The following is a 22,880-nucleotide window of genomic DNA, read 5'->3' as shown; positions in this document are numbered from 1 at the left end:
AGAACTTTGCCTTTATTTTTCTATCTGCATAATTACCAGTTTATTCTAATTTTAGCTTTTCCCTTAATTTTGTATTCCTGCATTTTAGCATTTTTACTGAGATATAAAAGCTGTACGTCATTCTGAAATACCTGCAGTGTTTTGATATTTTGTTTTAAAATAATTTTTAAACTGCATTGCATTTCTTCATTGCCGTCTATTTTTAGAAAAACAGCATTTTTTCTCTTCGTAAAACTGCTGACCGGATAATCTGTAAAAACCATTAGATTATCATCTACTTTAAAATATTGTCTCGGCACAACCGCAAAAGCAGCACCAGCGCCATAAACTTCCTGACCAACTTGTCCGCTTTGTTCCCAACCCACATATAAGTCTTCAAGAGGAGCATATAAATCAGGCTGGATTTCTCCTGTTTTGACCTCTTCTGAAAGCATTTCTTTGGGCAGCATAGAAGGATAATAATACGGAATTCTGTTTACAGCATATTTTACAAATTCAGGAAGCAGAATTCTAAGACCAGGCAGAATATCTACGTCTTTCGCCTGAATGATGTATTTTCTTAACGCGGTATAAACTTCCATTTCTTCGTAAGCTGCCGTATATGGCGCATCATTTAAAGGAAAAATAGAAAAGAAATTATTATAGAATTTTCCGAAACCGTAATTACATTCCCAAAGCTGCACATTTTTGAAGAGTCCAGCAAGACACATATAACTCGTTTCGAGGTAAATTCCTTTATTCGTGATTTTATATAATTCTAATAAAGCATTGGCAGAGAAAGCCGTATTATTAGCCTGATAGAAAATATCAAATCCGCACTGGCTAAGCTGTTTCGCTGACTTTTCTGCCTCATTTAAATAGCGTTTTTCTTTTGTCAAATGATAGACTAAAAGCATTAAATGAGCATAAGCGCCTGGAACATCTTTTTCGCCTCCTTTTCCCGGCTGAGTTTCTTCTTTTATAACTTCAAAAGTTTCTACGTTATAGAAAACAGGCCATTGATACTCAAAATGGTGTGCCGCTTTTATAACAAAATCAATAGAATCCAAAACTAGTTTTTCGGCATTTTTATCTCCAGAAATAGCAAGTCTAGCCAAATTAATTAGCGGATGATGCAGGTACCAAGAATCCATTGTCGTGTCTTTCTTCTGCTCTTCAGATTGATCTAGTTTGTTATGGAGCGCAGGAAGCCAACGGGTAATGCTTTTTATTTTTTCATCATAAAAAGTAGAAAGTCCGCTACGTAAATCTTCAGATAAACGGTAGGTTTCAGACTTCCATTTTTCGTATTCCTTAAGCGGTGTTAAAACAGCCAATTGCACCATACTCTCGGCTGGTGTTTCGTAATCGCATAAATAGGCATTGAGATACGGAATACCATTGGTTTGCGTCCAGCAGCCTTTATTGTATTCCAAATGCGATAAGGTTTTCTGCGTGATTTCGAGCCAGTCATGATATTCTGTTTCGGGACGTGGAATGAGCTTATAAATCTGCGCCACACTTTCTAAATAATCCATACACAATTTGGAAGGATCCTCTTTTGTCTCATCTCCAAGTAAAACATAAGCATCAGAAATAATAAATTTTTTTCCAGCTGGAAGCGGTTCTTCAAGTGCTTGTGGGAGCTGAAATCCTATTTCTGGCCAATCTCCGTTTACGGATTCATTTACCGTTGTCTTCGTTGCTTCGCAATAGTCTGAAAGTGCGGTAAGGTTTTGAAAGTAAAACAGCGTACACTTTTTCGGTTTTGTAATACTTGCAAACAGCAATCCAGATCTCGTGCCGACTTGTTTAACATGGATTTTTCCAACTGTGTTTTCTATATTTCCATTTTGTGTAAGAAGAAGTATGTCACGCGGCCAAAACGGAATTGTAAGCGGGAGATAAGCTTCAAACGAAGTTTTATAATGAAACAGATGCGATTCTGATTCTGGAAAATCGAACGTGATTTCATATTTTCCTAATTCTGTCTGAAGCTTAATATTGATTTCTTTTTCTGAATCGGTAATAGAATTAATTTCAAAAAAACTGTTTAAAGCATACGCCATGCGAAAAGCAATTCGTTCTTTTTTTGTTCCCAAAGCAACAACCCAAAAAGAATCTCTGATGCTGTAAAATTCAAAAGTATATCCTGATTTCTGTTTTGTAATCAGCGGTTTACTGTTGTCTATATCAGTTTGCACTGTTGCAGTCCATGGTGAAATTGTGTTCATAGTGTTCAGTGTTCAGATTTTTAGTGTTCAATTTGTAGTGTTGAGTATTCAGAGTTTTAGCGTTCAGTTTTTTGTGGTAATCATGGTGAGATTATAAGTAATCAAGTTATTTAGAAGATAACTGATCACTAAAAACCTGACCACTGACCAGTAAAAAATTACTCTCCAGTTTCCATATGTGGTGCGTCTACGGGTTTGGATTGTGAAGAGCCAATCTGGCGAAGGTAAATTGACAACATAATGATGGCGAAAACAGAAAGAAATTCGCTTTGCCAATTTTGAAAGGATTCAAACCAAAATCTTGAATTTCCGATGTAAGTAGATACTGTTTCCAATGGTTCTCCTTTTCTTAAAAGCTGTTCGTTTTCGTCTTTAAGACTTCCATAAAAATGGATAATAAAAGATATGATAAAAAGTGCTAATAAAGCAATAGTAAGAGAGTGTTTGTATATTTTGAGTATAACCCCCCCTTTTTTAACAGGCCAAGGAGCATCCTTTTTGGTTGGATCTGGTTCGCGGTCGACTTCTTCTGGTTCATCTATTTTTTTAGATTCGGAGGAACCTTTTTGTTTTAGGAAAATCGTAAAAACAACAAACAAGGCCATTTGTAAAAACTCGCTTTCCCAGTTTTCAAAAGTCGATTGAAAAAAATGTCCAGATGTAAAATAAGAAGCCAAGGATATTACGGCTGCTCCTTCATAAATAAGTTCTTTATTATGTTCCCGAAAACCTAATAAAACTTGTCCTGCTAAAGACGCGATAAACAAAGTCAAAAAACAAATACCCAGACCATTATTTTTAAAAAATGCCTTCATAGTTTTTATTATTTATATCAAATTTCAAAAAAAATAACGTTGTGTTTTTTATAAGATTTTCTTCCGTTTTTATAGGTTTTGCATTGAAGATCAGTTTCATAATTTGCTTAAATAAAAACGCCTCCATAAAATGAAGACGTCTTATCTAAAAAAAAATACAAAAAAATGAGAGTATACATTTTATGCTTGTCCTGTTTCCAGATATACTTTTAAGTTAGAAATATCATCCTTAACCATTTTTTCAAAATAAGGATTTAAAAGTTTGGCAGCACTTTCACCGGCAATTCCCAGCGGAGCGTGATAAGAGATAGTAACATCAATTTCTGTAGCTCTTCCTTTCGATTTGAAAACTACCTTTCCAGCATTTTTAATAGAAGACTCTTCGATAGAATTCCAGCTTAAAAGCTGATTTTTCTCGTCTCTGACAATTTCGGCGTTCCAAGATACTTTTCCAATTCCAGCTGGACCTTTTGCTGTCCACTCCGATATTGTAGAGCTTATTGTACGTACAGAATCCAAATGATTCATAAACTTTGGTAAGTTTTCCAGATTTCTCCAAAAATCATAAACTTCGCCAACAGGTTTATCAATAACACTTGTAACTCTAATATTTACGTTTGAAGATTTATCATTCATCAAATGATCTGCGGCATCATATACAGGGCAATACCCTGAAATTCCTCTTAAAAGCATTGCACCTCCGGCACCTGCTTGAGTGATGCTTTTATTTTCTTTAGATAAAGCGTTGTAAAGCAAGTAAGCACCGCTTGTTACCATTAAAACCCTTTCTAAAGTTGATACATTGTTTTTCAAAAAAGGCTTTGATGCCTGATTTTGTTTCGTTGATACGGTTGTGTTCATAGCTGTTGATTTAAAATAGTATAATTTGTTAGATTTTAGATATCAATTTTTGCTGATTTTTAGCTCATTAACAAATTTCCGACAGTCTCATAATTATTTTTTACAGGATTAACTATTTGATTTACAGATTTTACATGAGTGAAAAAAAGTTGCATTCTCTGATTTCTGTAAATACTTCAATAAATTATGTAAGAATGCTGTAAATCAGTATTTTATTTTTGAAATATTATAAACCGAAATATTTTAAATTATGAAAAAGATTTGGAAAACATTAGCAATGCTGCTTATGCTAACAGCAATTGTGTATTCATGCAAGAAGAATGAAAATAATACTGTAGATCCAAATGGTACTGAAACAGATACAATGAATATGTCTGTAGATACAATTGGTCCAGCTTTAGATTCGTCTGCTACTTTAAATTCAGATGAAAATGGCAAAAATGGTACTACAGGCGCAACAGGTGAGGGATCAACGGGTTCTGGAACAGCAGGATCTACTCAAAAAGGGAATCAGAATATTAAAACTGACTCTATTAAATAATATTCCAAACCACATTAAAAAAAACTCTTGACTTTGTGTTGAGAGTTTTTTGCTTTAAAAATGGGCATTTTATAAGGAATAAACACAATCGTAAAATTGTACTTATTTTATGTTTAGTTATTTTGTAATTGTTTGTAATACAAAAGATTATTTGTTTAACTAAAAATACAATTATGAAATTACCCAAAGAAATAATAAACGGCTTTTTGATTTTTGCAGGAATTGCAGTGTTCTTTGTTCTAATGGAACTTTTAAATCTTTCCAATCTATTTTATTTAAGACTTTTAAATGTTCTTTTCATCTTTTATGGTGTCAACAGAACCCTTCAAATGAATCTTGCCGAAGGAAAAAATGAGTTCGTTCCAAACTTTATATCAGCAATGGTAACTTCCTTTACAGCTGTTGTAGTAAGTATTGTAGCGCTAATGATTTACAGTTATGCTAAAGGCGGCGACCAATATGTAAAATCTTTATCTGAAGCCTTCATGTTTGGAGGAGAACCTTCTGTAACTTCTTATTGTCTTTCTTTGTTTTTTGAAGGAACGGCATCCTGCATTATCGTTTCATTTTTATTAATGCTGTATTGGAATAATAAATACGTTGCAGATTAATTATTTGAATCAAATTATAAAATAAAACCTGAAAAGAAGAGAACTTCCTTTCAGGTTTTATTTTTGGAACTTTAGTACTAAAAATTCAAAAACAAGAAATGATTTAATAATCGTCATCATCATCTTCGTCTGCTTTTTCTTCATCTAAAGTCCTTCTGTTGGCATCATTGTCAAAATCATCATCCTTTTCATTTTTTAATTCTTCATCAAGATCCTGTGCTATTGGAGCATTTTTTTGAAAAAAAGGATCTGAAGTGTCATTTGTATTTTCTTCTGAATGATGATTTACAGTATTGTCGTCACTTTCAAAATGATCTTCTGAATACTTGTGTCTTTGCGAACTATCCTCATGCTGATTGATAGCTGGATCTTTTTTCTCCATAGTTTCAGAATTTATTGAGTCGCTTGCCGAGTGATCTGCGGCGTGATAACTAAAATCTTCCTGATCGTAGTTATCATAATCTTGTCTTGACATAATTATTTAATTTAGTGGGTTAATAGAATTGATTTACAATATTTTAAAGTTTACTAAGTTTAGAAGGATCTGTTGCTTCTTCTATACTTTTTCCTTCCGTATTTTTACTGGTATCGTCTTTAGCTGTTTTGTCATCAGCTTCTTCTTCAGGATAATCATTGAGGCGTCCAGCTTCGCCCGTACTGCCTCCAGGTTGCATGCTTCCAGAGCCGCTATAGGCACTGTTTGCATTTTGATTGGTATTTTCGTTACCGTCCTTTTCTAATTCATTTTGATTATTTTTCATGACTAATTTTTTTTAGTTGTTTTCTCTTTATGATTTTTCAAAAGCTCGCGGGCTTGTTTAAGTCCCGTTGCAATTGCAATTCCCTCTTCGGCGCCATCCAAAAGCAGCGCATTGGCTATTTCAACCGCTTTTTCTCTAAGTGCTTTCGGCTGGTTTTTGTAAGAGGGCGGATAATCTCCATTGTACCAAGGCATGACTTTATTGTTTTAAGTGATTAAGGATTTCCTTCACCGCCGCTAGAACCATAGATTTGTCCAGTCGCGTAACTTGCGTCTTCAGCAGCCAGCTGTACATAAATAGAGGCCAGTTCGACTGGCTGTCCAGGTCTGCCCAAAGGTGTTTGTCCTCCAAATTGTTTCAGTTTTTCCATCGTGGCACCGCCACTAACTTGAAGCGGTGTCCATACCGGACCAGGCGCAACTCCATTAACTCTGATTCCTTTTGGAGCCAATTGTTTCGCAAGTGATTTTATATAATTGGTCGTTGCCGCTTTGGTCTGTGCATAATCATATAAATCTTCAGTAGGAGTGTATGCTTGAACTGAACTTGTGCCAATTATAGAAGAACCTGGTTTAAGATGCGGAAGTGCCGCTTTTATAGTCCAAAACGGAGCATAAATATTGGTTTTCATTGTAGCATCAAAATCTTCGGAGGTAATATCCAGAATAGAATCGTGTGTCTGCTGTCTTGCGGCATTGTTTACTAAAATGTCTAAACCTCCAAGTGCTTTTACAGCTTGTTCTACCAATGAAATGCAGAATTTTTCATCTCGCAAATCTCCAGGAATAGCCACCGCTTTTCTTCCTTCGGCTTTAATAAGCTGGATGACTTCTTTAGCATCTTCTTCTTCGGTAGGATAATAATTTATGGCTACATCTGCACCTTCTCTTGCATAAGCAATGGCAGCCGCTCTACCCATACCAGAATCGCCTCCAGTTATAAGTGCTTTACGGCCTTTAAGTCTGCCTGAGCCTTTATAGCTTTTTTCACCATGGTCGGGTCTCGGATCCATTTTGCTAACCAATCCTGGCCAAGGCTGTTTTTGTTCTTTAAAAGGCGGACGAGGGTATTTTGTCTGCGGATCTTCAGGAATTGTAGAACAATCGTTTTCATCGATTTTAAAATCGGCACCTAAAACAGGGGTAAAGGCAGTGGTGAGACAAATTGCTCCCATGCCTGTTATAGCAGTGCGTCTGGATATTTTCTTTTTGTCACTCATAATTAATTCATTTAAAGGTTTGATTCTTAATGAATTTAAAATTAATAAACTTGAATATCAGTAATTTATATTATTGTTAATGCAGTTTTATATAATATGCCTTATTGGAAGGTGTTTTAAAGATTCTCCATACGATGTTAAGAATTGAAATCTTGCAAACTAATGAATTGAATCATATAACATAAAAATGAAAAACAAGTAATATTTTCATAATAAGAACTGAACCAAGAAGAGTTTAAAATTAAACATCGTGCGCTTATGAAAATCTATACTATTTTTAAGATACTACAATCGTTTTGTACTTTGGTTTTGTTTTCTGTACTGTTGACAAGTTGTACAACATGGAAAGTGGGTACTTCGGGGCAGAAAAAAATTTCTGCTAAAACCTATGTTATTATTGGCGCTTCAAGCGGAATGGGACGCGGTATAGCAGAACAGCTCGGAAAATATAAAGCCAATGTTGTTCTTGCAGCCCGACGAACCGACCTCTTAGAAGAAGTTGCCGATACCATACGTAAATCTGGCGGTCATGCAGTTGTTGTTACAATGGATATTAGCAAACTGGAAGATGTGCAAAGAGTAAAAGAAGTAGCCTTAAAAGAGTATTCTACAATTGATGTTTGGATTAATATGGCTGGAATTACGGCAATTGGTCGGTTTTGGGAAGTTCCGATTGAGGATCAAATGCGAGTGATAGATGTTAATTTAAAAGGTTTTTTCTATGCCAGCAGAATAGCGGTTGAGCAATTTATACAACAAAAAGAAGGTGTGCTTATAAATGTAGCATCAGTTATGGGGGAGATTCCGCTTGCTTATCAGAGTGGTTATTCTGCAACCAAAGCTGGCATAAGAAGTTTAGATCTGGCTTTCTCACAGGAATTGCGACTTAATGGCTACGACAAAATAAAAGTAGTTACAATCGAACCGTGGGCGGTTGATACTCCTATATGGAAGCACGCTGCGAATTATACAGGCGTAGAACCGAAAATGGCGATGATGGATGAGCCTGAAAAAGTTGTTAATGCTGTTCTAAGAAAATCCCTTAGGCCAAAGAAAATAGTGCCAGTAGGTTGGAAGGCTCAGGTTTCATCATTTAGCGCTAATGTATTTCCTCGTTTCTCGGAACGGCTCGGAGGCAATATGGTTGAGAAATACATGATCGAGACAGGACCTTCAACTCCAAATACAGAAGGTTCCATATATAAGCCAATGCCAGAAGGGCGTGGTATTGACGATGGAGCAGACGAAAGAATGAAAGCATACAAAAAGAGCAAGAAGAACAAAGACTAATTAAAAATGCAAAATTATTAATCGTCCAGTTCTGCTCTAGAAGCAATAAGGCGAAAAAGCGGTTCATATTTTTTTATCTGGATGCCAAGATCTTCGTCAGTATCCGTAGGTCCGATACTGCCTTGCAAGCAGTACAATTTCTGTTGATCTAAAAACATGAATTGCAGCATTCTTATTTTCATATTTTCGTTTTGATAATTTATCAATTCCTCAACTTCTATCATCAAACCTGGAGTGTCATCAATAGTTATGTTTTCTGTGCGAATCAATTTAGTTTGCGGTGACAGAAAAGTGGCAACAGATTTTTCATTTAGTCCAATTCCATGTAGTTCTTTGGGCAAATCATATACTACAATAAGCATTTTTTCCATTCCATTTCCATGACAACTAGTAAACTGCTGAATAGTTTCTGGCATCTCAGCTTCTTGAGCAAGCCAACTTTTTGGAACAGGAATCTTTATAGAAGTATTCTCTGCTTTTGGATGATTTTCTGAAGAAAAAACGTCAATATGTCCATCGGTAATTTCTTGATGAGGAGCATCGTGATATTTAAACGAAAGAATTCCCTTTGGAAGCAGCGCATGATTGCTGTGATGAGATCTATTTTTTACATTTAAAAGAAAATCGTGCGCATACTGTTCTTTTTCTATAGGATTTGAAAGCTGTTGGTTAAGAAGTGAATCAATACGTATCTGTATCGAATCGATCTGCGAACGGCTGAGTTCTTCTTTAAAAAATTGGTTAAGATTTTTTTCAGTTCGTCCAAAAACATTTTTTAAGTCTTTTTGCGTTTCAGATATTTTGGGTTTAAGATGCGGAAACTCTCGCGCCACTTTCTGAAGCGCGGCATTCTGTCCTCGAATGTAAGCATAAGTTTCTATGGCAAATGCGACTTTTGCATCGTATTTCTGTGGAAAACATACACACGAAAACAGCAGAATCAGAATATGTAAAATTTTTCGCATCACATTTAGAAAGTTTAGTTCATTTTAAGTTTCAAATCTCTAGATCTGAGAAAGTAATTTCTAATAATTTAAAAATGCTCTGAAAGAATGATGCTTTCAGAAGTGCAGAGATTTTAACAATCCGCAATGTTGTATTTCACTACTAGCCCAAAATTTTGGAGCAAGTATGATTAATCATTATTTTATTCTTCTTCTTCTTCCCAATCATTTTCATCATATTCCGCATTAAGATCATCGAGTTCAACATCATAGTGATTTTCGGCTTTAAGCGAATAAGAGGAGCTTTCCGCCAGATAATCTTCATAACTCAGTAACAGCTCTTCTTCGGAGGTAAAATCACTCCACGGCTCCTGATTTTCTCTATAGAAATTTTCAGATATCATGTTGCATAATTTTTTTAGTAAATAATATCGATATGTCTAATTATCTCAATTAGCTTATACTAAAATTACAATCTACGGATTCATGTTTTTTATATGATTTTTTTAAAAAATTGCTGAATTATCATTTGTTAAATTCTAATAATATGCAAGAAGAATATATTTGAGTTTGAGAAAATAATGAATTTAAAGATTCGGAAAGTCGTTAAATTTTTTAACGATCAATGCCTTTAATCTTTCTTGATTTTTGTCTCCCCATTGGCCTAAAGCTCCGATAACAGGAATTAAACTCTCGCCAAATTCTGTTAAGGTGTATTCTACTTTTGGAGGCACCACAGGATATATTTTTTTAACCACAAGTTGATGCTCTTCCAGTTCATTAAGCTGAATATTCAAGACTCTGCGCGAAGCATCAGGAATTTTGCGCTGTAACTCGCTTGGTCTTTTATGTCCTTCATTAATAAACCAAAGGAGGCGTATTTTCCATTTGCCGTATAATACTTCACCTATTAGGTCAAGTCCGCAATTTAAGTTGGGCATTGTTTTTCTCTCATACATATTGTAAAAATACTAGTATGTATTGATTTTCACAATAGGGGAGAAATTTATCCCTATGTGAATCGTAATTCCGTACTTGTGAGAAAGTTCCGTAGTTCTGAAATTTGTACAAAAGAAATTAATATGGAACAAAAAATAAGTTATCAGAATGAGTTATCGGGCAAAATTGCTCTGGTAACAGGAGGAACAAAAGGAGCGGGCAGAGCAATAGCCCAACGTTTAAAAGAGGCAGGTGCTGTAGTGATCATCAGTGCAAGAAACCAACCGGAAATACCCGATGCCGCTTTGCATTTTATCTCAGCAGATTTGAGTAAGCCCGAAGCCGCAGCTAAAGTTGCTGCCGAAGTAGTGGAGAAATTTGGCAGACTTGATATTCTCGTAAATAACCTTGGAGCATCTGAAACTCCTGGAGGCGGATTTGCTGCATTGACTAATAAAGACTGGGAAGAAACACTTCAGGCAAATTTATTAGCTCCAGTTCGATTGGATCGTGCATTTTTGCCTCAAATGCTAGAAAACAAAAACGGCGTTATTATCCATATCGCATCGATTCAAGGAAAATTGCCTTTATATGATTCTACTCTTCCATATGCCGCCGCAAAAGCAGGGCTGATCAATTATAGTAAGGGTTTATCTAAAGAGGTTTCGTCAAAAGGCGTACGTGTTCTGACTGTTTCTCCTGGATGGATTATGACTGAAGCATCAGTAAGAATGATGGAACGCATTTCTGAAAGTAGTAATGTATCTCTCGAAGAGGCAGAAAAAAGTGTCATGAATGCTTTAGGAGGAATTCCATACGGAAGAGCTGCAAAGCCCGAAGAAGTGGCTGAATTGGTAGGTTTTCTCGTTTCACCAAGAGCGGGCTACCTCACGGGAACTGAATATGTAATAGACGGCGGAACCATCCCGACAATTTAAATTATAAAGCAATACTTATTTATTAATACTAAAATAGAAAATTATGAACTTACCAGTAGTAGTACAAGACTTAGTAAATGCACAGAATAATTTTAATAGTGCTCATTTTGCTGATTGTTTTTCAGAAAATGCTATAGTATTTGATGAAGGGAAAAATTATACGGGAAAAAAAGCAATACAAAAATGGATCGAAAAATCTTCAAAAGAATACAATGCGGTAATGAATCCTATTAGCTTTGAAGGAGATGCGGAAAAAGGAAGTTTAAAAGCGGAAGTATCTGGGACTTTTCCGGGAAGTCCTTTAGTTTTGACTTATAATTTTAAGTTTGAAGCAGAATATATTCAATCATTGGATATTAATTAAAATTAGATACTTTATTCTACGGCATAAAAAAGCTCATTTCTTTTTGAAATGAGCTTTTTTAGTGACGGTTACTGAATAATTTACAAACCATTTAAAGAAATTGGCTTGTCTTCAAGTAAACTTGCAACATAATTATTTTAAGCTTGAGCTTTTTGTACTAATAAACTTTAGTTATCATTTCATCTATAGGCAAACGAACTTTTTTCGCAGCTGCCATATAGTCTTTCTCCGAATCGCGATATCCTAAAGCGAGGATAACTGTAGAATGCAACCCTTTTTCTTTCAAACCCAAAACCTCATCAATAGTGTCGGCATTAAATCCTTCGATAGGGGTGGCGTCTACCTTCAATTCTGCCGCAGCAATAAGTGCAGTTCCTAGTGCAATATAAGCTTGTTTGGAAGCCCAAATGTCTTTTTGTTCTGCGTTTATAGCGCTGAAATAGGAATGAAGTCCATTTTTAAATCCTGATAAGGCACCAGCATCAAGGCCTCTTTGTTTTTCTGTCATTGCTATGTAATCGTCAATGTAACTCGAAGCCATGTCAGTAAATGCAGCGAAAACTAACAAATGAGAGCAAGAGCTAATCTGTCCATTATACGAATTAGCGCCTAGTTTCTTTTGGATTTCTGGATTGCTTACAACAAAAACACGGTAAGACTGCAGACCACAAGAAGATGCTGAAAGATTTATGGCTTCCAAGATCTGATCGACCTTTTCTTCTGTTACTTTAATATTATTGTAAGCTTTTGTGGCATAGCGCCATTTTAAATTTTCTATCAAATTCATTACTATGTCTATCTTAAATTTTGCCAAAGATAAATTATATTGTTTTCTTTTTCGAGTTTTTGGAGTGCTCTAGGGAGACTCAAATCAATTATCTCAGTTCACTACAGAATAATTATCTGTTTTTCTTCCATTTTATATTTGTTAAAAGATTAAAAATCTTTATAAATAGGTGTAAAAAGAATTATTATCTGATTTTTAGTATAAATAAAAATATTTAATCTTTTATTTTCAAATTTGCAAGGTAAAAAATCTAAATAGTATCACCATATGAAAACGAATATACGAGAAGATAGAGGAATAAATGAAAAGCAGAATATTGAAAATACCCAGAATACAATCAAGAATGATTTTGCATTCACACTAAAGAGCACCTGTTTAGATGAAAACTATCATCCCTCAAGTGAAACGCGTCTGACAACCAATTTTGCAAACTTGGCTAGAGGAGGTAATCGCCAACAAAACTTACGCAATGCATTAAATATGATTAACAATCGATTCAATGCATTGGCTCATCTGGATAATCCCAAAGCTGATCGTTACCATGTAGAACTTGAAATCATCACAGTAACGATGAGTATTGATGATAAGAATGGTAGTAACAATCTGCCATTGATTGAAGTTTTAAAAACAAATATTTTTGACCGTAAAACGGGTCAGCGTATTGAAGGTATTGCTGGGAATAATTTTTCTTCCTATGTTCGTGATTATGATTTCAGTATTTTATTGATCGAGCACAACAAAAATAAATCTGATTTTTGCGTTCCTGAAAATTTTGGTGATTTGCACGGAAAACTTTATAAGTGCTTTGTCAGTTCAGCTACTTATAAAGAGCACTTTAAGATGTCACCGATCATTTGTTTAAGTGTATCGAGCAACAAAACTTACACTCGCACTGAGTATCAGCACCCGGTTCTGGGTTTTGAGTATCTGCAGGATCAGTATTCTCTCACGGATGAATATTTCTCTAAAATGGGCTTAAAAGTTCGTTTTTTCATGCCTCCGAATAGTGTGGCACCCATGGCTTTTTATCATTCTGGCGATCTGCTTGCTGATTATACTGATCTTGGATTAATCAGCTCAATCAGTACGATGGAAACTTTTCAGAAGATTTATCGCCCTGAAATTTACAATGCAAATTCAGTGGCTGGGAAAATCTATCAACCTAGTCTTAAACACGAAGATTATTCGCTAACTCGCGTGGTTTATGACCGCGAAGAGCGCAGCCAACTGGCTATTGAACAGGGTAAATATGCAGAAGAGCATTTCATTAAGCCTTACAAAAGTCTCCTGGACCAATGGTCTGCTAATTTTACCCTTTAATTGATTACAACGCATTAATATTATACTATTATGAAGAAATTATTATTACCTACCTCTATTGTTGGAAGTTTGCCTAAACCTGCCTGGCTTGCACCACCCGAAAAACTTTGGTCACCATGGAAATTAGAAGGCGATCAGCTGCTTGAAGGGAAACAAGATGCGTTGCGCATTTCTCTGCATGAACAACAATTGGCAGATCTAGATATCATTTGTGACGGCGAGCAGACACGCCAGCATTTTGTAACGACTTTTATCGAACATTTAAGTGGTGTAGATTTTGAAAATCGTAAAACAGTAAAAATCCGTAACCGTTATGACGCGAGTGTTCCAGTGGTGGTAGGTGAGGTTGCACGTCAAAAAGCAGTTTTTGTTGAAGATGCTAAATTTTTACGTAAACAGACTAATAAACCTATAAAATGGGCATTGCCAGGCCCGCTGACAATGGTAGACACCTTGTATGATGACCATTATAAAAGCCGAGAAAAATTGGCTTGGGAATTTGCGAAAGCACTCAATGAAGAAGCAAGAGAACTTCAAGATGCAGGGGTAGATATTATCCAGTTTGATGAACCTGCATTTAATGTGTTTTTTGATGAAGTAAACGATTGGGGAATGGCTGCATTAGAAAGAGCCATTGAAGGCTTACACTGTCAAACTGCAGTTCATATTTGCTATGGTTATGGAATACAGGCAAATACTGACTGGAAAAAGACATTAGGCTCTGAGTGGCGACAGTATGAAGAAATTTTCCCGAAAATTCAAAAATCTAAAATTGATGTGGTGTCTTTAGAATGTCACAATTCCAATGTGCCATTAAATTTAATGGAACTTGTTCGCGGTAAAAAAGTAATGGTCGGTGCTATTGATGTGGCAACAAATACTATTGAAACACCAGAAGAAGTAGCTGATACCTTGCGTAAAGCTCTTGAGTTTGTGGATGCCGAAAATCTTTACCCTTCTACAAACTGCGGTATGGCCCCGCTATCTCGAAGCGTAGCTAGAGGCAAGTTAAGTGCTTTAAGCGCAGGAGCAGAAATTATACGTAAAGAACTTGGGATTTAGTCTCAATTTATTAATTAGAAATATAGTTTCCTTGTTTGAAGCTTGCTGTCCGTAGAATTTAAGAGAACGACTCTGCGGACAGACTAATGAATCTGGAAAATCTACGTTTATCCGGTAAGGTATTTTGTAATCTTGACTCTACGGAGAAATAATATTTAAAACACATTGAAGAAATTATTAGAAGTATTAAAAAAAGCAGGTTTCGACGGTTTCCTGTTCATGATAGCCACCATGATTTTGATGGCTTATTTTTTACCAAAGCCAGGCATGGTCAAAGAACCTGTTTCGCTCGAGGAGATTGCCAATGCTGGCGTTTCCTTAATTTTCTTGTTTTATGGCATGCGACTGAGTGTTGAGAAACTAAAAGCCGGACTTTCAAACTGGAAAATGCACATTGTCGTCCAGCTGACAACCTTTTTATTTTTTCCGCTCATTGTTTTGGCATTTCGCCCCTTGTTTGTCAATAACGGTTTCGAGTTGCTTTGGCTGGGTGTATTTTTTTTGGCAGCTTTACCATCTACAGTATCCTCTTCCGTGGTCATGGTTTCCATTGCCAAAGGAAATATTCCCGCAGCCATTTTCAATGCGAGTATTTCCAGTTTGATCGGAGTAGTGGTTACGCCGCTCTGGGTTGGGTTGTTTATAGCTTCTGCAACAGGCGATTTTGATGTCACTCAAATCGGCATAAAGTTAATTCTGCAAGTTTTGCTGCCTGTCATCATCGGCATAAGCCTAAATTCCCGTTTCGGCGCCATTGCCGAAAAATACAAGAAACAGCTCAAATATTTCGATCAGACAGTTATTCTAACGATTATTTACACCTCGTTTTGCAAGTCATTTTCCGAACATCTTTTTGAAGGCTTCACCGCTCTTGAACTTGCTGGACTCGCGGCAGGGATGATGGCGTTGTTTTTTACCGTATTCTTTTGTGTCGCACTACTGAGCCGCCTGCTTGGTTTTTCAGATGAAGACCGTATTACCGTCTTATTCTGTGGGTCTAAAAAGTCATTGGTACACGGCACCGTTATGTCAAAAGTACTTTTTCAGCATAGTACTATCACCGGAATCGTATTGTTGCCGCTCATGCTGTACCATGCCTTGCAATTGATTGCCGCCAGCATTATTGCTCAGGGTATGGCTCGACGAAAAGAAGAATAGTTTTAAAAGTCAATTTAGTAGATTTATTCTGCGTCATTCTATAAATATTGTCTTTAGGATTTTTATACTATAAAGTAAGTTTTACAGATTGTTATGTTTGAAATTTGTTTAAAACAAGATTTTTATATTGTTTTTAATTGTTTTTGAAGAATTTTATTCTAATTTAGAAATAAATTATAACAAAATTCAAAGCAAAATATTTTATGGAACAGATAGACGATATTGATCTTCAATTATTAAATATACTTCATGATAATTCTAAATACACTGTAAAAGAGCTTGCTAAGATGGTAAATCTTTCGGCATCGCCTGTTTTTGAGCGTATTAAAAGATTGGAAAATAACGGTTATATTAAGAAATATATAGCCCTTCTGGATGCAGAAAAATTAAATCGAGGATTTATCGTTTTCTGTAATATCAAACTTAAACAGCACGATCGTAACATAGGGAATCAGTTTGTTAGCGATATTATGAAAATCGAAGAAGTTGTGGAATGTTATAATATTTCAGGAGATTACGATTTTTTAATGAAGGTTTCTGCCAAAGACATGAAGCATTATCAAGATTTTGTGTTTAATAAATTGGGATCAGTTGAAAGCATAGGGAGTACCCAAAGCACCTTTGTTATGTCGGAGATAAAAAATATGTATGGATAGTTCCAGAATGGCTTATTTATTTAAATTTCACCTTAGCTTTTGTGAAAGAAAATGTATGAAGTCCATTTTGGAATTATTCTATATTTAACATCAAAAACTGCGAATTTCTAACCATGAAATGTTAGGCTGTAAAGGCTTGAAAAATCGATGCTATTTATTCTAAAGTATGCAGTCGCTCGATCTTTTCAGAATATCCATCACTCCAATATACCCTTAGGTCCTGGTACTGTCCGTTTTTGAGCGATTCAAATCGCACCTGGTAGTCTTTCTTTACTTGATAAAAATCCTGATCAATAGGCACCATAACAGCTGGAACAGTATTCTTCTGATTTACATCTCTGAAGAAAAGTTGTCCATCTTTACCAGTAATTTCAAATTCGGCAAACCTGCCTGTAAAGCAACTTAAATTAGTATCCGTGAGTTTACCCGAAGAAAGCATCGATTTGTTGTAGTTGATCATCCATAGAAAAACATCTTTTTCTTTTCCAGTGGTTTTAGCAATTTTATCTGCGAGTATCAAATTGTGAGCGATAATCAGTGCGTTCTCCATTGTCGTAACATCAGGAATTACTCCAGTCCCTTCCCAGTCAGTTCCAGTTTTTGCATTTTCTGTTCTCTGGTAAGGTATATACCCTACAAAGCCATTGCCTAAACTAAAGCTGCGGGTAAGATGTGCTGCTCCGCTAGTTTTGGTTCCCACAACTTTGGAGTCTCTCTGCTGCTGTAATGCATAAGCGAATCCTTCGCCAGCCGAGTAGGTATTTTTTCCAGTGAGCAGATATATGGGCATATTAAGATGTATACTGTTACGATTAGATTTATATCCCTTAACATAGCTGCTGCTCCATTGATCACTGATCCTATTATAAGATCGGCCAATGTATGTATTGCGTTCAAAAAAATAAGAAAGTATCTCTTCTGAACTTTTTCCATTGCCGCCGCGATTCGAACGCAGATCAATAATCAGTGCCTCGCAATTAGCAAGATAGCCCATCACAAAACCAAGAGTTCTGCGAAAATCTTTATTGGGAAGTGCAAATCCGTTAAACTCAAGGAAACCGACGTTTCCTGGCAGAATTTCGATCTTCCTGAAGTAAAAGTTCTTGTTCTTTTCACTTTGTACATCAGCTGACAACTGCACGGGCCTGCTATTGTAGCTCAGTACTTCTTTTTCCAGCGCAGGATTGTAAACAATACGAAAATGCTTATCATTAAGCACAGGCTGCAATTCCTTGAAAAGAGTGCTTGCAAGTAAGTTTGGATCAAGTATTTTATCATACAGACCGCCATCAATGCCGGAATGTAAAAGCACTGATGCATTTGTTGCTTTTTCCGGAAAAACATAATTGGCCAGTAGAGAGCTGCTCAGCTCTTGAACAGTCTCACGGACTTGGTCTCTCGAAAGTTGCGGCTGCTGCTGAGCTGCGGCCCCAGTATACATGGTCAGGAACAGGAACATTAAAAATAGTGCTGTATTGCTTTTCATAGTTTGCGGATTTACTTTTTTGCCGTATTTCAAATAAACAATTATGCTTTATTTTTTAAAGAGAAATACGGTCAGCCCTCGTCTGTAAAGCCAATTTTCGCTTTTGTTGCTGCTAATATTCCGAACAGGAAATCCTTGCTTACCAGCAGTCCAGTTGTGGGGTGGATAGAAGTAATATTTTTATGGCAGTTCTTGTAGGTTCATTTTGCTGGCCCTAGAGTTTACATGTATGCCTTTAGAAGCAACTATTGCTGAATCGTTGTATAGACAACAGCTTTATATACTCTGTTGGGAGTATGGGCTGCAGCTCCTTTATCATACTCAAGGGTATAAAATAATATTCTCTATCTTCTCCGTAATTTTCTGATACAATTGTAATTAATCTAGTGCGTAATTACAAACTATTACGTTATTTTTTTAAGATATGCCTGGGCTGATTCTTTAAAGGCGTAAAATTGAGCAATCAAAAATTATCCGGTTTCTTTATTTTTTAAGACAAACGCGGGATGGGTATGCAGATAGAAACTGAATTAACGAAGTGGTAAACCGCATATGTTTGGTAGATACTGGATTATGAGTAAAAAAATCGGGACAAAAGATGATACTTATCTTTTGTCCCGAGTAGTGACCTTACCGAACAATTTACAAACCATTTTTATGGAGGATTTAAAGAAGTTTTAGCTTTTCGCATAATTATGACAAGAAACTTTCAAATTCTAAATGCTGTTTTATACATTTTAAAACTAAATCAAAGCCATTTGTTTTTCAGCCCAAGCACTCATTTGATTGATGAAAGGAATCAGCTCACTACCCGTTTCAGACAAAGAATATTCAACTCGAGGCGGTACTTCGAGATAAACTTTTCTAAAAATCAATCCGTCAGCTTCTAATTCTTTTAAAGTCTGGGTAAGCATTTTTGGTGTGATTCCTTCAATAGTTTTTTTTAGCTCACCATAGCGCAAGACACGATCTTTTAGTGACCACAAAATTCGGCCTTTATATTTTCCTCCAATTCGCTGAAAAGCGTAATCAACTGGGCAATATGCTTTTAGGTTTATTTTTTTTGCCATTTTTTTTATTTTTAAAATATTGATTTTCAGCATTAGTATGGTTTTGGTACGTAGAGTACTTTTTTGTGCGTACTTGTGGTAAAGATATTATATTGTTTTCTTTGTTTGAGGAATTATTAGGGTTTTTATCAAACGGATTCTGATATTCACTCGTGATAGATTGTTTTTATTTCATTTTAATCATTTTAAAGAATTAAGAATTATGGCAAACGCTCAAGAATCATATAATCAAGAAATTACGGTATTAGAACTTCGCAATTATTTATTGAAGCCCAATACAGCAGACAGATTTAAAAAGTACTTCAATGCTTATTTTATTACTCCAATGCATGCTCTTGGTGGCTATACTTTAGGACAATTTAAAATTGATAGAGCAAATGATAGATTTGTCTGGTTTAGAGGTTTTAAGAATATGGAAACGAGAGTAAAATTCTTAAATGATTTTTATGTTGACAGTAAAACTTGGAAAGACTTTGGAAAAGATGCCAATGACATGATGATCAATTCAGACATCGTTTATTTGCTGCGTCCGCTTGCCAAAAGCATTTCTGCCAATTTTCTAAAGGCGAGTCATAAAATTGTTGTGGTGAACTTTTATAGTTGCAACAGTACACTGGACAAAGTAATTGCTCTTTTTAATGCTGAATATTTGCCATTTCTAGAAAGTATAGAGATCAAAAATACAACACTTTGGGTCAGTGAAATGCAAGAAAATGATTTCCCGAGACTTCCAGCTTTTCAGGACAAAAATCTTTTGGTTTCCATTACATCTTTTGAAAATAAAAAAGAGTATCAATTAAAACAAAAATTAATTAATGAAATGAGCAACCAATTGAGACAATCGATGTTGCAATTAATCACAATTCAAAATACTTTATTGCTTATTCAATAAAAAATTACCTTTCAAATATTTAATATTCATCCGATAGAATAATATCTAAAAAATACAACTTATGGAAAATACTATTGCAATTTATGGAGCATACGGACATACAGGAAAGTTTATTGTTGCAGAACTTTACAGACAAGGTTATAGAAATTTGGTTCTCTCCGGAAGAGATTCGGAAAAATTGACTGCTTTGCTTCCGTTTTTTCCAGATTCAGAGATAAAAGTGGCAGACATCAATGATCCAAAATCATTAGACGAAGCTTTTAAAGATACTAAAATTATTATAAACGCTGCTGGTCCATATTTAGATACTGCGGCACCCATAATTAAATCAGCTTTAAGATTCGGAAGTCATTATATTGATTTATCGGCAGAACAAAAACCAGTGTTGGATGTCATTGATGAATTTTCGGAAGAAGCTAATAATAAAGAAATCTTAATTATTCCGGCAGCAGCCTTTTATGGTGGATTGGCCGATTTATTGGCGACTGAATTAACAAAGGAGTGGGAGCATACAGATGAAATCAACGTATATATTGGTTTGGATTCCTGGCATCCTACAAAAGGGACGAGATTGACAGGAGATCGAAATCATTACAAAAGGTTAACGTTCAAAGACCATCGTTTAAAGGAACTTGAGCCAACTCCTTCAAAAGAATGGAATTTTAAAGAACCAATAGGAAACAAAGAAGTGGTAAGTCTGCCTCTTTCAGAAATCATTACGATTTCGAGCCATTTAAACGTGAATACGGTTAATACATATTTGAGTCAGAACTCTTTAGACGATCTTAGAAACAACAATACGCCAGAGCCAAAACCGACAGATGAGAAAAATAGATCTTCACAGCAATTCAGTCTTGAAGTCGTTGCGTTAAAAGATAATGAAGAAAGAAGAATTTCTGCTCAAGGCCAAGATATTTATGCTGTAACTGCTCCCTTAGTTGTAGAGGCTGTGAGGAGAATTTTATCTGGAAAGGCAACTTCAAAAGGGGTAAAGACACTGGGAGAAGCGTTTGTAGCAAGCGATTTTTTAAATTCCTTGCAGGAAGATGATATAAAAATTACTTGGTAGAGAAAATTCCATGTAAAAAGGATTGAGAAATCTGCATGTTATTGCATAAAAAAAAGAGAGACAACTATTATTTTAGTGTCTCTTTTGGTGACCCTTACTGAACAATTTACAAACCATTTTATGAATGATTTAAAGAAATTGGCTTATTTTCATGTGAATTTGTAATTAATTAGTTTGATATTACTTGTAAGCGGTTTGTATGTGTTTTAAGGGTTATCTTTTTGAAACAAGATAAGAGACAGTCTTTATAACGGAAAACTTTTCTTTTAGTTAATCTAAAACTTTAAGTGTAGTATTAAATATCAATTTTTTAAAAGTTAGTTGTTGTAATATTCAATTTTTCTTTCGGCAACCAAAGTTGGTTCTCCATCTGGTGTTCCTTCGAGAAACATGTTGCATTTTATCCAGTTGTTATGGCTGTCATATTCGTAGGTGTAGTAGAGTTTGTTTACCTTTAGAGTTTGTTTAGGATAATCAAGAATAAATTCTTTTTTTATCATATCACCTTGTTCGTTGAATGTCTTTATAAAGCTACTTGTAGGATTAGAAATTGTGCCAGGCCCTGTAACATAATAATTTACAGTTTCTACATAATCTTTGGTTGGGTGATAGGTATATTCTTGTTTGGAGATTATTTTTTCACAGCCATACATAGTTACTTTTGTAATACGACCTGATAAGTCATAGGAATATTGAAATTGTAAGTCCTCACAAAAAGGACTCTCAGTGCCCATATCTGTATAAGGCATTTTTTTTGCTAAAGGGCCTGCACCAATAACTTTTTGATTTATAACTTGTCCTTTCTCATTATATAAGAATGTTTTTTTTGTAAAAAGATCTTCTTTTTTATAGGCTCTATTTTTTGCTTTTTTACCTATCCTTTGAACAATATAATTTAATTCCTCAAGTATTTTACCCTCTCGATCAATATGATAAATATATATTTCTGCCTTGTAATCTTGCCATATTTTACCGTCTTCTTCAAAAACATCATCTTTTTTAGGAACGGTAGTTTGATTTAATTTGGCTAATAGATTTTGATTGTAGACAGGAAAATACTGTTTTAGATTTGTTCTATATTTACTTTTTATCTCCCAGTCTTTTTCATCATATTCATATTCATTAGTTTTTTCAGGGTCGAAATTTGCATAGTCACTTTTTGGGAAAACTGATTTTGCTTTTGCTTTAACTCTTTGCAGTTCATCAAAATGTATATAGATGCAATTTCTAATCCCATTTGTCATAATTGCATTGCTTTTTTCGGCTTCAGACAAGGAATGCTTAATAGTATTGAATTTAAGGTTAATAGATTTTACTGAATCTTTTAAATTTAGTGCAGTGTAAATATTGTTCTTTTCAACTAATAATGCGGTGTATGAGTTTGCAGTTTGAGCAGATATTATAATTGGCAATAGCAGTACGGCGGTCCAAAAAAAACTTAAAAATAGTTTCATAGAAAAGCATTCGATTTTTACGAAGATAAACTATTTTTTTAATGCTTGAAATAAAGTTTTTGCATCTAACCTTTGAATTAATAATTAATTTTTTTTAAAAAATAAGGAAAATTAATATGCTATAGATTGAATCTTTCAGTGGAAACTTTGTTAGAATACAAACAATTATAGTTTAATAAGCTTTAGTTGATTAATTAAATAAGAAGGGAATAAAAAAATCCCATTTCGTTGGAAATGGGATTTAAAATTTGTGACCTCGACGGGACAAATTTCAACAAAATTTATGGAAGATTTGAAGATATTGGCTTACTATGTGTAAACGCTGTCTTTTATTGGCTTTAGTAATTTGGTTTGAATGTCCTGTTGGGGATATACATGAAATTAAGTAGTGAATATGCATTGAGAATTTTGTGGTATTAATTAATTTAAT

Annotated in this window: 25 protein-coding genes; 11 read left to right on the top strand and 14 right to left on the bottom strand. The window is 35.1% G+C overall.

What is annotated here, in order from left to right:
- Positions 1–32: 32 nt before the first annotated feature.
- The 3 genes from Q9Q97_RS05660 to Q9Q97_RS05650 all read right to left on the bottom strand — a co-directional run bounded on the left by Q9Q97_RS05660 (position 33) and on the right by Q9Q97_RS05650 (position 3,889).
- A complete protein-coding gene (locus tag Q9Q97_RS05660) occupies positions 33–2,213 on the bottom strand; it encodes a hypothetical protein (RefSeq protein ID WP_306155452.1) in 2,181 nt (726 codons plus the stop codon).
- A gap of 158 nt (positions 2,214–2,371) precedes the next feature.
- On the bottom strand, positions 2,372–3,028 hold the full coding sequence (locus Q9Q97_RS05655) for a DUF6766 family protein (RefSeq protein WP_306155450.1): 657 nt from the start codon (positions 3,026–3,028) through the stop codon (positions 2,372–2,374).
- A gap of 180 nt (positions 3,029–3,208) precedes the next feature.
- Positions 3,209–3,889 carry an SRPBCC family protein gene (locus Q9Q97_RS05650; protein WP_306155448.1) on the bottom strand — a complete coding sequence of 227 codons (681 nt, stop codon included), beginning with the start codon at positions 3,887–3,889 and terminating at the stop codon, positions 3,209–3,211.
- 250 nt (positions 3,890–4,139) lie between these two features.
- Between Q9Q97_RS05650 and Q9Q97_RS05645 the strand changes: the two genes are divergently transcribed.
- Entirely contained in the window at positions 4,140–4,430 is a 291-nt protein-coding gene (locus tag Q9Q97_RS05645) for a hypothetical protein (RefSeq protein WP_306155446.1), read from the top strand.
- A 173-nt stretch (positions 4,431–4,603) separates the two neighbouring features.
- The gene (locus tag Q9Q97_RS05640) at positions 4,604–5,041 is read left to right on the top strand and encodes a hypothetical protein (protein ID WP_306155442.1); all 438 of its coding nucleotides are present in this window, start codon (positions 4,604–4,606) and stop codon (positions 5,039–5,041) included.
- Between the two features lie 103 nt (positions 5,042–5,144).
- Here the strand turns inward: Q9Q97_RS05640 and Q9Q97_RS05635 are convergent, their stop codons facing one another.
- Genes Q9Q97_RS05635 through Q9Q97_RS05620 form a run of 4 tightly spaced genes read right to left on the bottom strand, consistent with a single transcriptional unit; the run spans position 5,145 to position 7,021 of the window.
- On the bottom strand, positions 5,145–5,516 hold the full coding sequence (locus Q9Q97_RS05635; RefSeq protein ID WP_306155440.1) for a hypothetical protein: 372 nt from the start codon (positions 5,514–5,516) through the stop codon (positions 5,145–5,147).
- A gap of 43 nt (positions 5,517–5,559) precedes the next feature.
- Positions 5,560–5,802 carry a hypothetical protein gene (locus Q9Q97_RS05630; RefSeq protein WP_306155439.1) on the bottom strand — a complete coding sequence of 81 codons (243 nt, stop codon included), beginning with the start codon at positions 5,800–5,802 and terminating at the stop codon, positions 5,560–5,562.
- A 2-nt stretch (positions 5,803–5,804) separates the two neighbouring features.
- The gene (locus tag Q9Q97_RS05625; protein WP_306155437.1) at positions 5,805–5,996 is read right to left on the bottom strand and encodes a hypothetical protein; all 192 of its coding nucleotides are present in this window, start codon (positions 5,994–5,996) and stop codon (positions 5,805–5,807) included.
- A 20-nt stretch (positions 5,997–6,016) separates the two neighbouring features.
- Positions 6,017–7,021 (bottom strand): SDR family oxidoreductase, encoded by a 1,005-nt coding sequence (locus Q9Q97_RS05620; RefSeq protein WP_306155435.1) that lies wholly within the window; start codon positions 7,019–7,021, stop codon positions 6,017–6,019.
- Between the two features lie 258 nt (positions 7,022–7,279).
- Between Q9Q97_RS05620 and Q9Q97_RS05615 the strand changes: the two genes are divergently transcribed.
- Entirely contained in the window at positions 7,280–8,311 is a 1,032-nt protein-coding gene (locus Q9Q97_RS05615; RefSeq protein WP_306155433.1) for an SDR family oxidoreductase, read from the top strand.
- Positions 8,312–8,328: 17 nt separating this feature from the next.
- On the opposite strand, the gene Q9Q97_RS05610 is transcribed toward Q9Q97_RS05615, so the two are convergent.
- From Q9Q97_RS05610 to Q9Q97_RS05600, 3 genes are all read right to left on the bottom strand, one after another.
- On the bottom strand, positions 8,329–9,276 hold the full coding sequence (locus Q9Q97_RS05610) for a hypothetical protein (protein WP_306155431.1): 948 nt from the start codon (positions 9,274–9,276) through the stop codon (positions 8,329–8,331).
- A gap of 182 nt (positions 9,277–9,458) precedes the next feature.
- Positions 9,459–9,659: a hypothetical protein gene (locus Q9Q97_RS05605; RefSeq protein ID WP_306155429.1), complete on the bottom strand. Its 201-nt coding sequence runs from the start codon at positions 9,657–9,659 to the stop codon at positions 9,459–9,461.
- 183 nt (positions 9,660–9,842) lie between these two features.
- Positions 9,843–10,196 carry a helix-turn-helix domain-containing protein gene (locus Q9Q97_RS05600; protein WP_306155426.1) on the bottom strand — a complete coding sequence of 118 codons (354 nt, stop codon included), beginning with the start codon at positions 10,194–10,196 and terminating at the stop codon, positions 9,843–9,845.
- A gap of 141 nt (positions 10,197–10,337) precedes the next feature.
- Between Q9Q97_RS05600 and Q9Q97_RS05595 the strand changes: the two genes are divergently transcribed.
- Positions 10,338–11,132 carry an SDR family oxidoreductase gene (locus Q9Q97_RS05595; RefSeq protein WP_306155425.1) on the top strand — a complete coding sequence of 265 codons (795 nt, stop codon included), beginning with the start codon at positions 10,338–10,340 and terminating at the stop codon, positions 11,130–11,132.
- Between the two features lie 43 nt (positions 11,133–11,175).
- Positions 11,176–11,496, top strand: a complete 321-nt coding sequence (locus Q9Q97_RS05590; RefSeq protein WP_306155424.1) for a nuclear transport factor 2 family protein — start codon at positions 11,176–11,178, stop codon at positions 11,494–11,496.
- 157 nt (positions 11,497–11,653) lie between these two features.
- Here Q9Q97_RS05590 and Q9Q97_RS05585 read toward each other — a convergent pair whose 3' ends face one another.
- Positions 11,654–12,283 carry a nitroreductase family protein gene (locus tag Q9Q97_RS05585; protein ID WP_306155422.1) on the bottom strand — a complete coding sequence of 210 codons (630 nt, stop codon included), beginning with the start codon at positions 12,281–12,283 and terminating at the stop codon, positions 11,654–11,656.
- A 267-nt stretch (positions 12,284–12,550) separates the two neighbouring features.
- On the opposite strand from Q9Q97_RS05585, the gene Q9Q97_RS05580 reads away from it, so the two are divergent.
- The 4 genes from Q9Q97_RS05580 to Q9Q97_RS05565 all read left to right on the top strand — a co-directional run bounded on the left by Q9Q97_RS05580 (position 12,551) and on the right by Q9Q97_RS05565 (position 16,479).
- Entirely contained in the window at positions 12,551–13,603 is a 1,053-nt protein-coding gene (locus Q9Q97_RS05580; protein WP_306155421.1) for a DUF1852 domain-containing protein, read from the top strand.
- Positions 13,604–13,633: 30 nt separating this feature from the next.
- A complete protein-coding gene (locus Q9Q97_RS05575; RefSeq protein ID WP_306155419.1) occupies positions 13,634–14,665 on the top strand; it encodes a methionine synthase in 1,032 nt (343 codons plus the stop codon).
- 165 nt (positions 14,666–14,830) lie between these two features.
- Entirely contained in the window at positions 14,831–15,823 is a 993-nt protein-coding gene (locus tag Q9Q97_RS05570) for a bile acid:sodium symporter family protein (RefSeq protein WP_306155416.1), read from the top strand.
- Between the two features lie 203 nt (positions 15,824–16,026).
- Complete coding sequence (locus Q9Q97_RS05565) at positions 16,027–16,479, top strand: Lrp/AsnC family transcriptional regulator (protein WP_047775354.1); 453 nt, start codon at positions 16,027–16,029, stop codon at positions 16,477–16,479.
- Positions 16,480–16,633: 154 nt separating this feature from the next.
- On the opposite strand, the gene Q9Q97_RS05560 is transcribed toward Q9Q97_RS05565, so the two are convergent.
- Positions 16,634–17,965: a S41 family peptidase gene (locus Q9Q97_RS05560; RefSeq protein ID WP_306155409.1), complete on the bottom strand. Its 1,332-nt coding sequence runs from the start codon at positions 17,963–17,965 to the stop codon at positions 16,634–16,636.
- Positions 17,966–18,708: 743 nt separating this feature from the next.
- Positions 18,709–19,035, bottom strand: a complete 327-nt coding sequence (locus Q9Q97_RS05555; protein ID WP_306155407.1) for a helix-turn-helix domain-containing protein — start codon at positions 19,033–19,035, stop codon at positions 18,709–18,711.
- 202 nt (positions 19,036–19,237) lie between these two features.
- On the opposite strand from Q9Q97_RS05555, the gene Q9Q97_RS05550 reads away from it, so the two are divergent.
- Together Q9Q97_RS05550 and Q9Q97_RS05545 are read left to right on the top strand one after the other, a co-directional pair.
- On the top strand, positions 19,238–19,927 hold the full coding sequence (locus tag Q9Q97_RS05550) for a hypothetical protein (RefSeq protein WP_306155406.1): 690 nt from the start codon (positions 19,238–19,240) through the stop codon (positions 19,925–19,927).
- Positions 19,928–19,988: 61 nt separating this feature from the next.
- On the top strand, positions 19,989–20,996 hold the full coding sequence (locus tag Q9Q97_RS05545; protein ID WP_306155405.1) for a saccharopine dehydrogenase NADP-binding domain-containing protein: 1,008 nt from the start codon (positions 19,989–19,991) through the stop codon (positions 20,994–20,996).
- A gap of 317 nt (positions 20,997–21,313) precedes the next feature.
- Here Q9Q97_RS05545 and Q9Q97_RS05540 read toward each other — a convergent pair whose 3' ends face one another.
- Entirely contained in the window at positions 21,314–22,450 is a 1,137-nt protein-coding gene (locus tag Q9Q97_RS05540; RefSeq protein ID WP_306155404.1) for a hypothetical protein, read from the bottom strand.
- Positions 22,451–22,880 lie beyond the last annotated feature (430 nt).

The organism is Flavobacterium sp. DG2-3 (genome assembly GCF_030730925.1).
In the GTDB taxonomy this organism is placed as follows: Bacteria; Bacteroidota; Bacteroidia; order Flavobacteriales; family Flavobacteriaceae; genus Flavobacterium.
The sequence above is the reverse complement of the archived record's forward strand: the minus strand, read 5'-3'. Positions and strand labels throughout refer to the sequence as shown.

Bases quoted from the DNA above. Each gene is read 5' to 3' on its own strand.
- Q9Q97_RS05660 (WP_306155452.1), bottom strand. From the start codon at position 2,213: ATGAACACAATTTCACCATGGACTGCAACAGTGCAAACTGATATAGAC.
- Q9Q97_RS05655 (WP_306155450.1), bottom strand. From the start codon at position 3,028: ATGAAGGCATTTTTTAAAAATAATGGTCTGGGTATTTGTTTTTTGACT.
- Q9Q97_RS05650 (WP_306155448.1), bottom strand. From the start codon at position 3,889: ATGAACACAACCGTATCAACGAAACAAAATCAGGCATCAAAGCCTTTT.
- Q9Q97_RS05645 (WP_306155446.1), top strand. From the start codon at position 4,140: ATGAAAAAGATTTGGAAAACATTAGCAATGCTGCTTATGCTAACAGCA.
- Q9Q97_RS05640 (WP_306155442.1), top strand. From the start codon at position 4,604: ATGAAATTACCCAAAGAAATAATAAACGGCTTTTTGATTTTTGCAGGA.
- Q9Q97_RS05635 (WP_306155440.1), bottom strand. From the start codon at position 5,516: ATGTCAAGACAAGATTATGATAACTACGATCAGGAAGATTTTAGTTAT.
- Q9Q97_RS05630 (WP_306155439.1), bottom strand. From the start codon at position 5,802: ATGAAAAATAATCAAAATGAATTAGAAAAGGACGGTAACGAAAATACC.
- Q9Q97_RS05625 (WP_306155437.1), bottom strand. From the start codon at position 5,996: ATGCCTTGGTACAATGGAGATTATCCGCCCTCTTACAAAAACCAGCCG.
- Q9Q97_RS05620 (WP_306155435.1), bottom strand. From the start codon at position 7,021: ATGAGTGACAAAAAGAAAATATCCAGACGCACTGCTATAACAGGCATG.
- Q9Q97_RS05615 (WP_306155433.1), top strand. From the start codon at position 7,280: ATGAAAATCTATACTATTTTTAAGATACTACAATCGTTTTGTACTTTG.
- Q9Q97_RS05610 (WP_306155431.1), bottom strand. From the start codon at position 9,276: ATGCGAAAAATTTTACATATTCTGATTCTGCTGTTTTCGTGTGTATGT.
- Q9Q97_RS05605 (WP_306155429.1), bottom strand. From the start codon at position 9,659: ATGATATCTGAAAATTTCTATAGAGAAAATCAGGAGCCGTGGAGTGAT.
- Q9Q97_RS05600 (WP_306155426.1), bottom strand. From the start codon at position 10,196: ATGCCCAACTTAAATTGCGGACTTGACCTAATAGGTGAAGTATTATAC.
- Q9Q97_RS05595 (WP_306155425.1), top strand. From the start codon at position 10,338: ATGGAACAAAAAATAAGTTATCAGAATGAGTTATCGGGCAAAATTGCT.
- Q9Q97_RS05590 (WP_306155424.1), top strand. From the start codon at position 11,176: ATGAACTTACCAGTAGTAGTACAAGACTTAGTAAATGCACAGAATAAT.
- Q9Q97_RS05585 (WP_306155422.1), bottom strand. From the start codon at position 12,283: ATGAATTTGATAGAAAATTTAAAATGGCGCTATGCCACAAAAGCTTAC.
- Q9Q97_RS05580 (WP_306155421.1), top strand. From the start codon at position 12,551: ATGAAAACGAATATACGAGAAGATAGAGGAATAAATGAAAAGCAGAAT.
- Q9Q97_RS05575 (WP_306155419.1), top strand. From the start codon at position 13,634: ATGAAGAAATTATTATTACCTACCTCTATTGTTGGAAGTTTGCCTAAA.
- Q9Q97_RS05565 (WP_047775354.1), top strand. From the start codon at position 16,027: ATGGAACAGATAGACGATATTGATCTTCAATTATTAAATATACTTCAT.
- Q9Q97_RS05560 (WP_306155409.1), bottom strand. From the start codon at position 17,965: ATGAAAAGCAATACAGCACTATTTTTAATGTTCCTGTTCCTGACCATG.
- Q9Q97_RS05555 (WP_306155407.1), bottom strand. From the start codon at position 19,035: ATGGCAAAAAAAATAAACCTAAAAGCATATTGCCCAGTTGATTACGCT.
- Q9Q97_RS05550 (WP_306155406.1), top strand. From the start codon at position 19,238: ATGGCAAACGCTCAAGAATCATATAATCAAGAAATTACGGTATTAGAA.
- Q9Q97_RS05545 (WP_306155405.1), top strand. From the start codon at position 19,989: ATGGAAAATACTATTGCAATTTATGGAGCATACGGACATACAGGAAAG.
- Q9Q97_RS05540 (WP_306155404.1), bottom strand. From the start codon at position 22,450: ATGAAACTATTTTTAAGTTTTTTTTGGACCGCCGTACTGCTATTGCCA.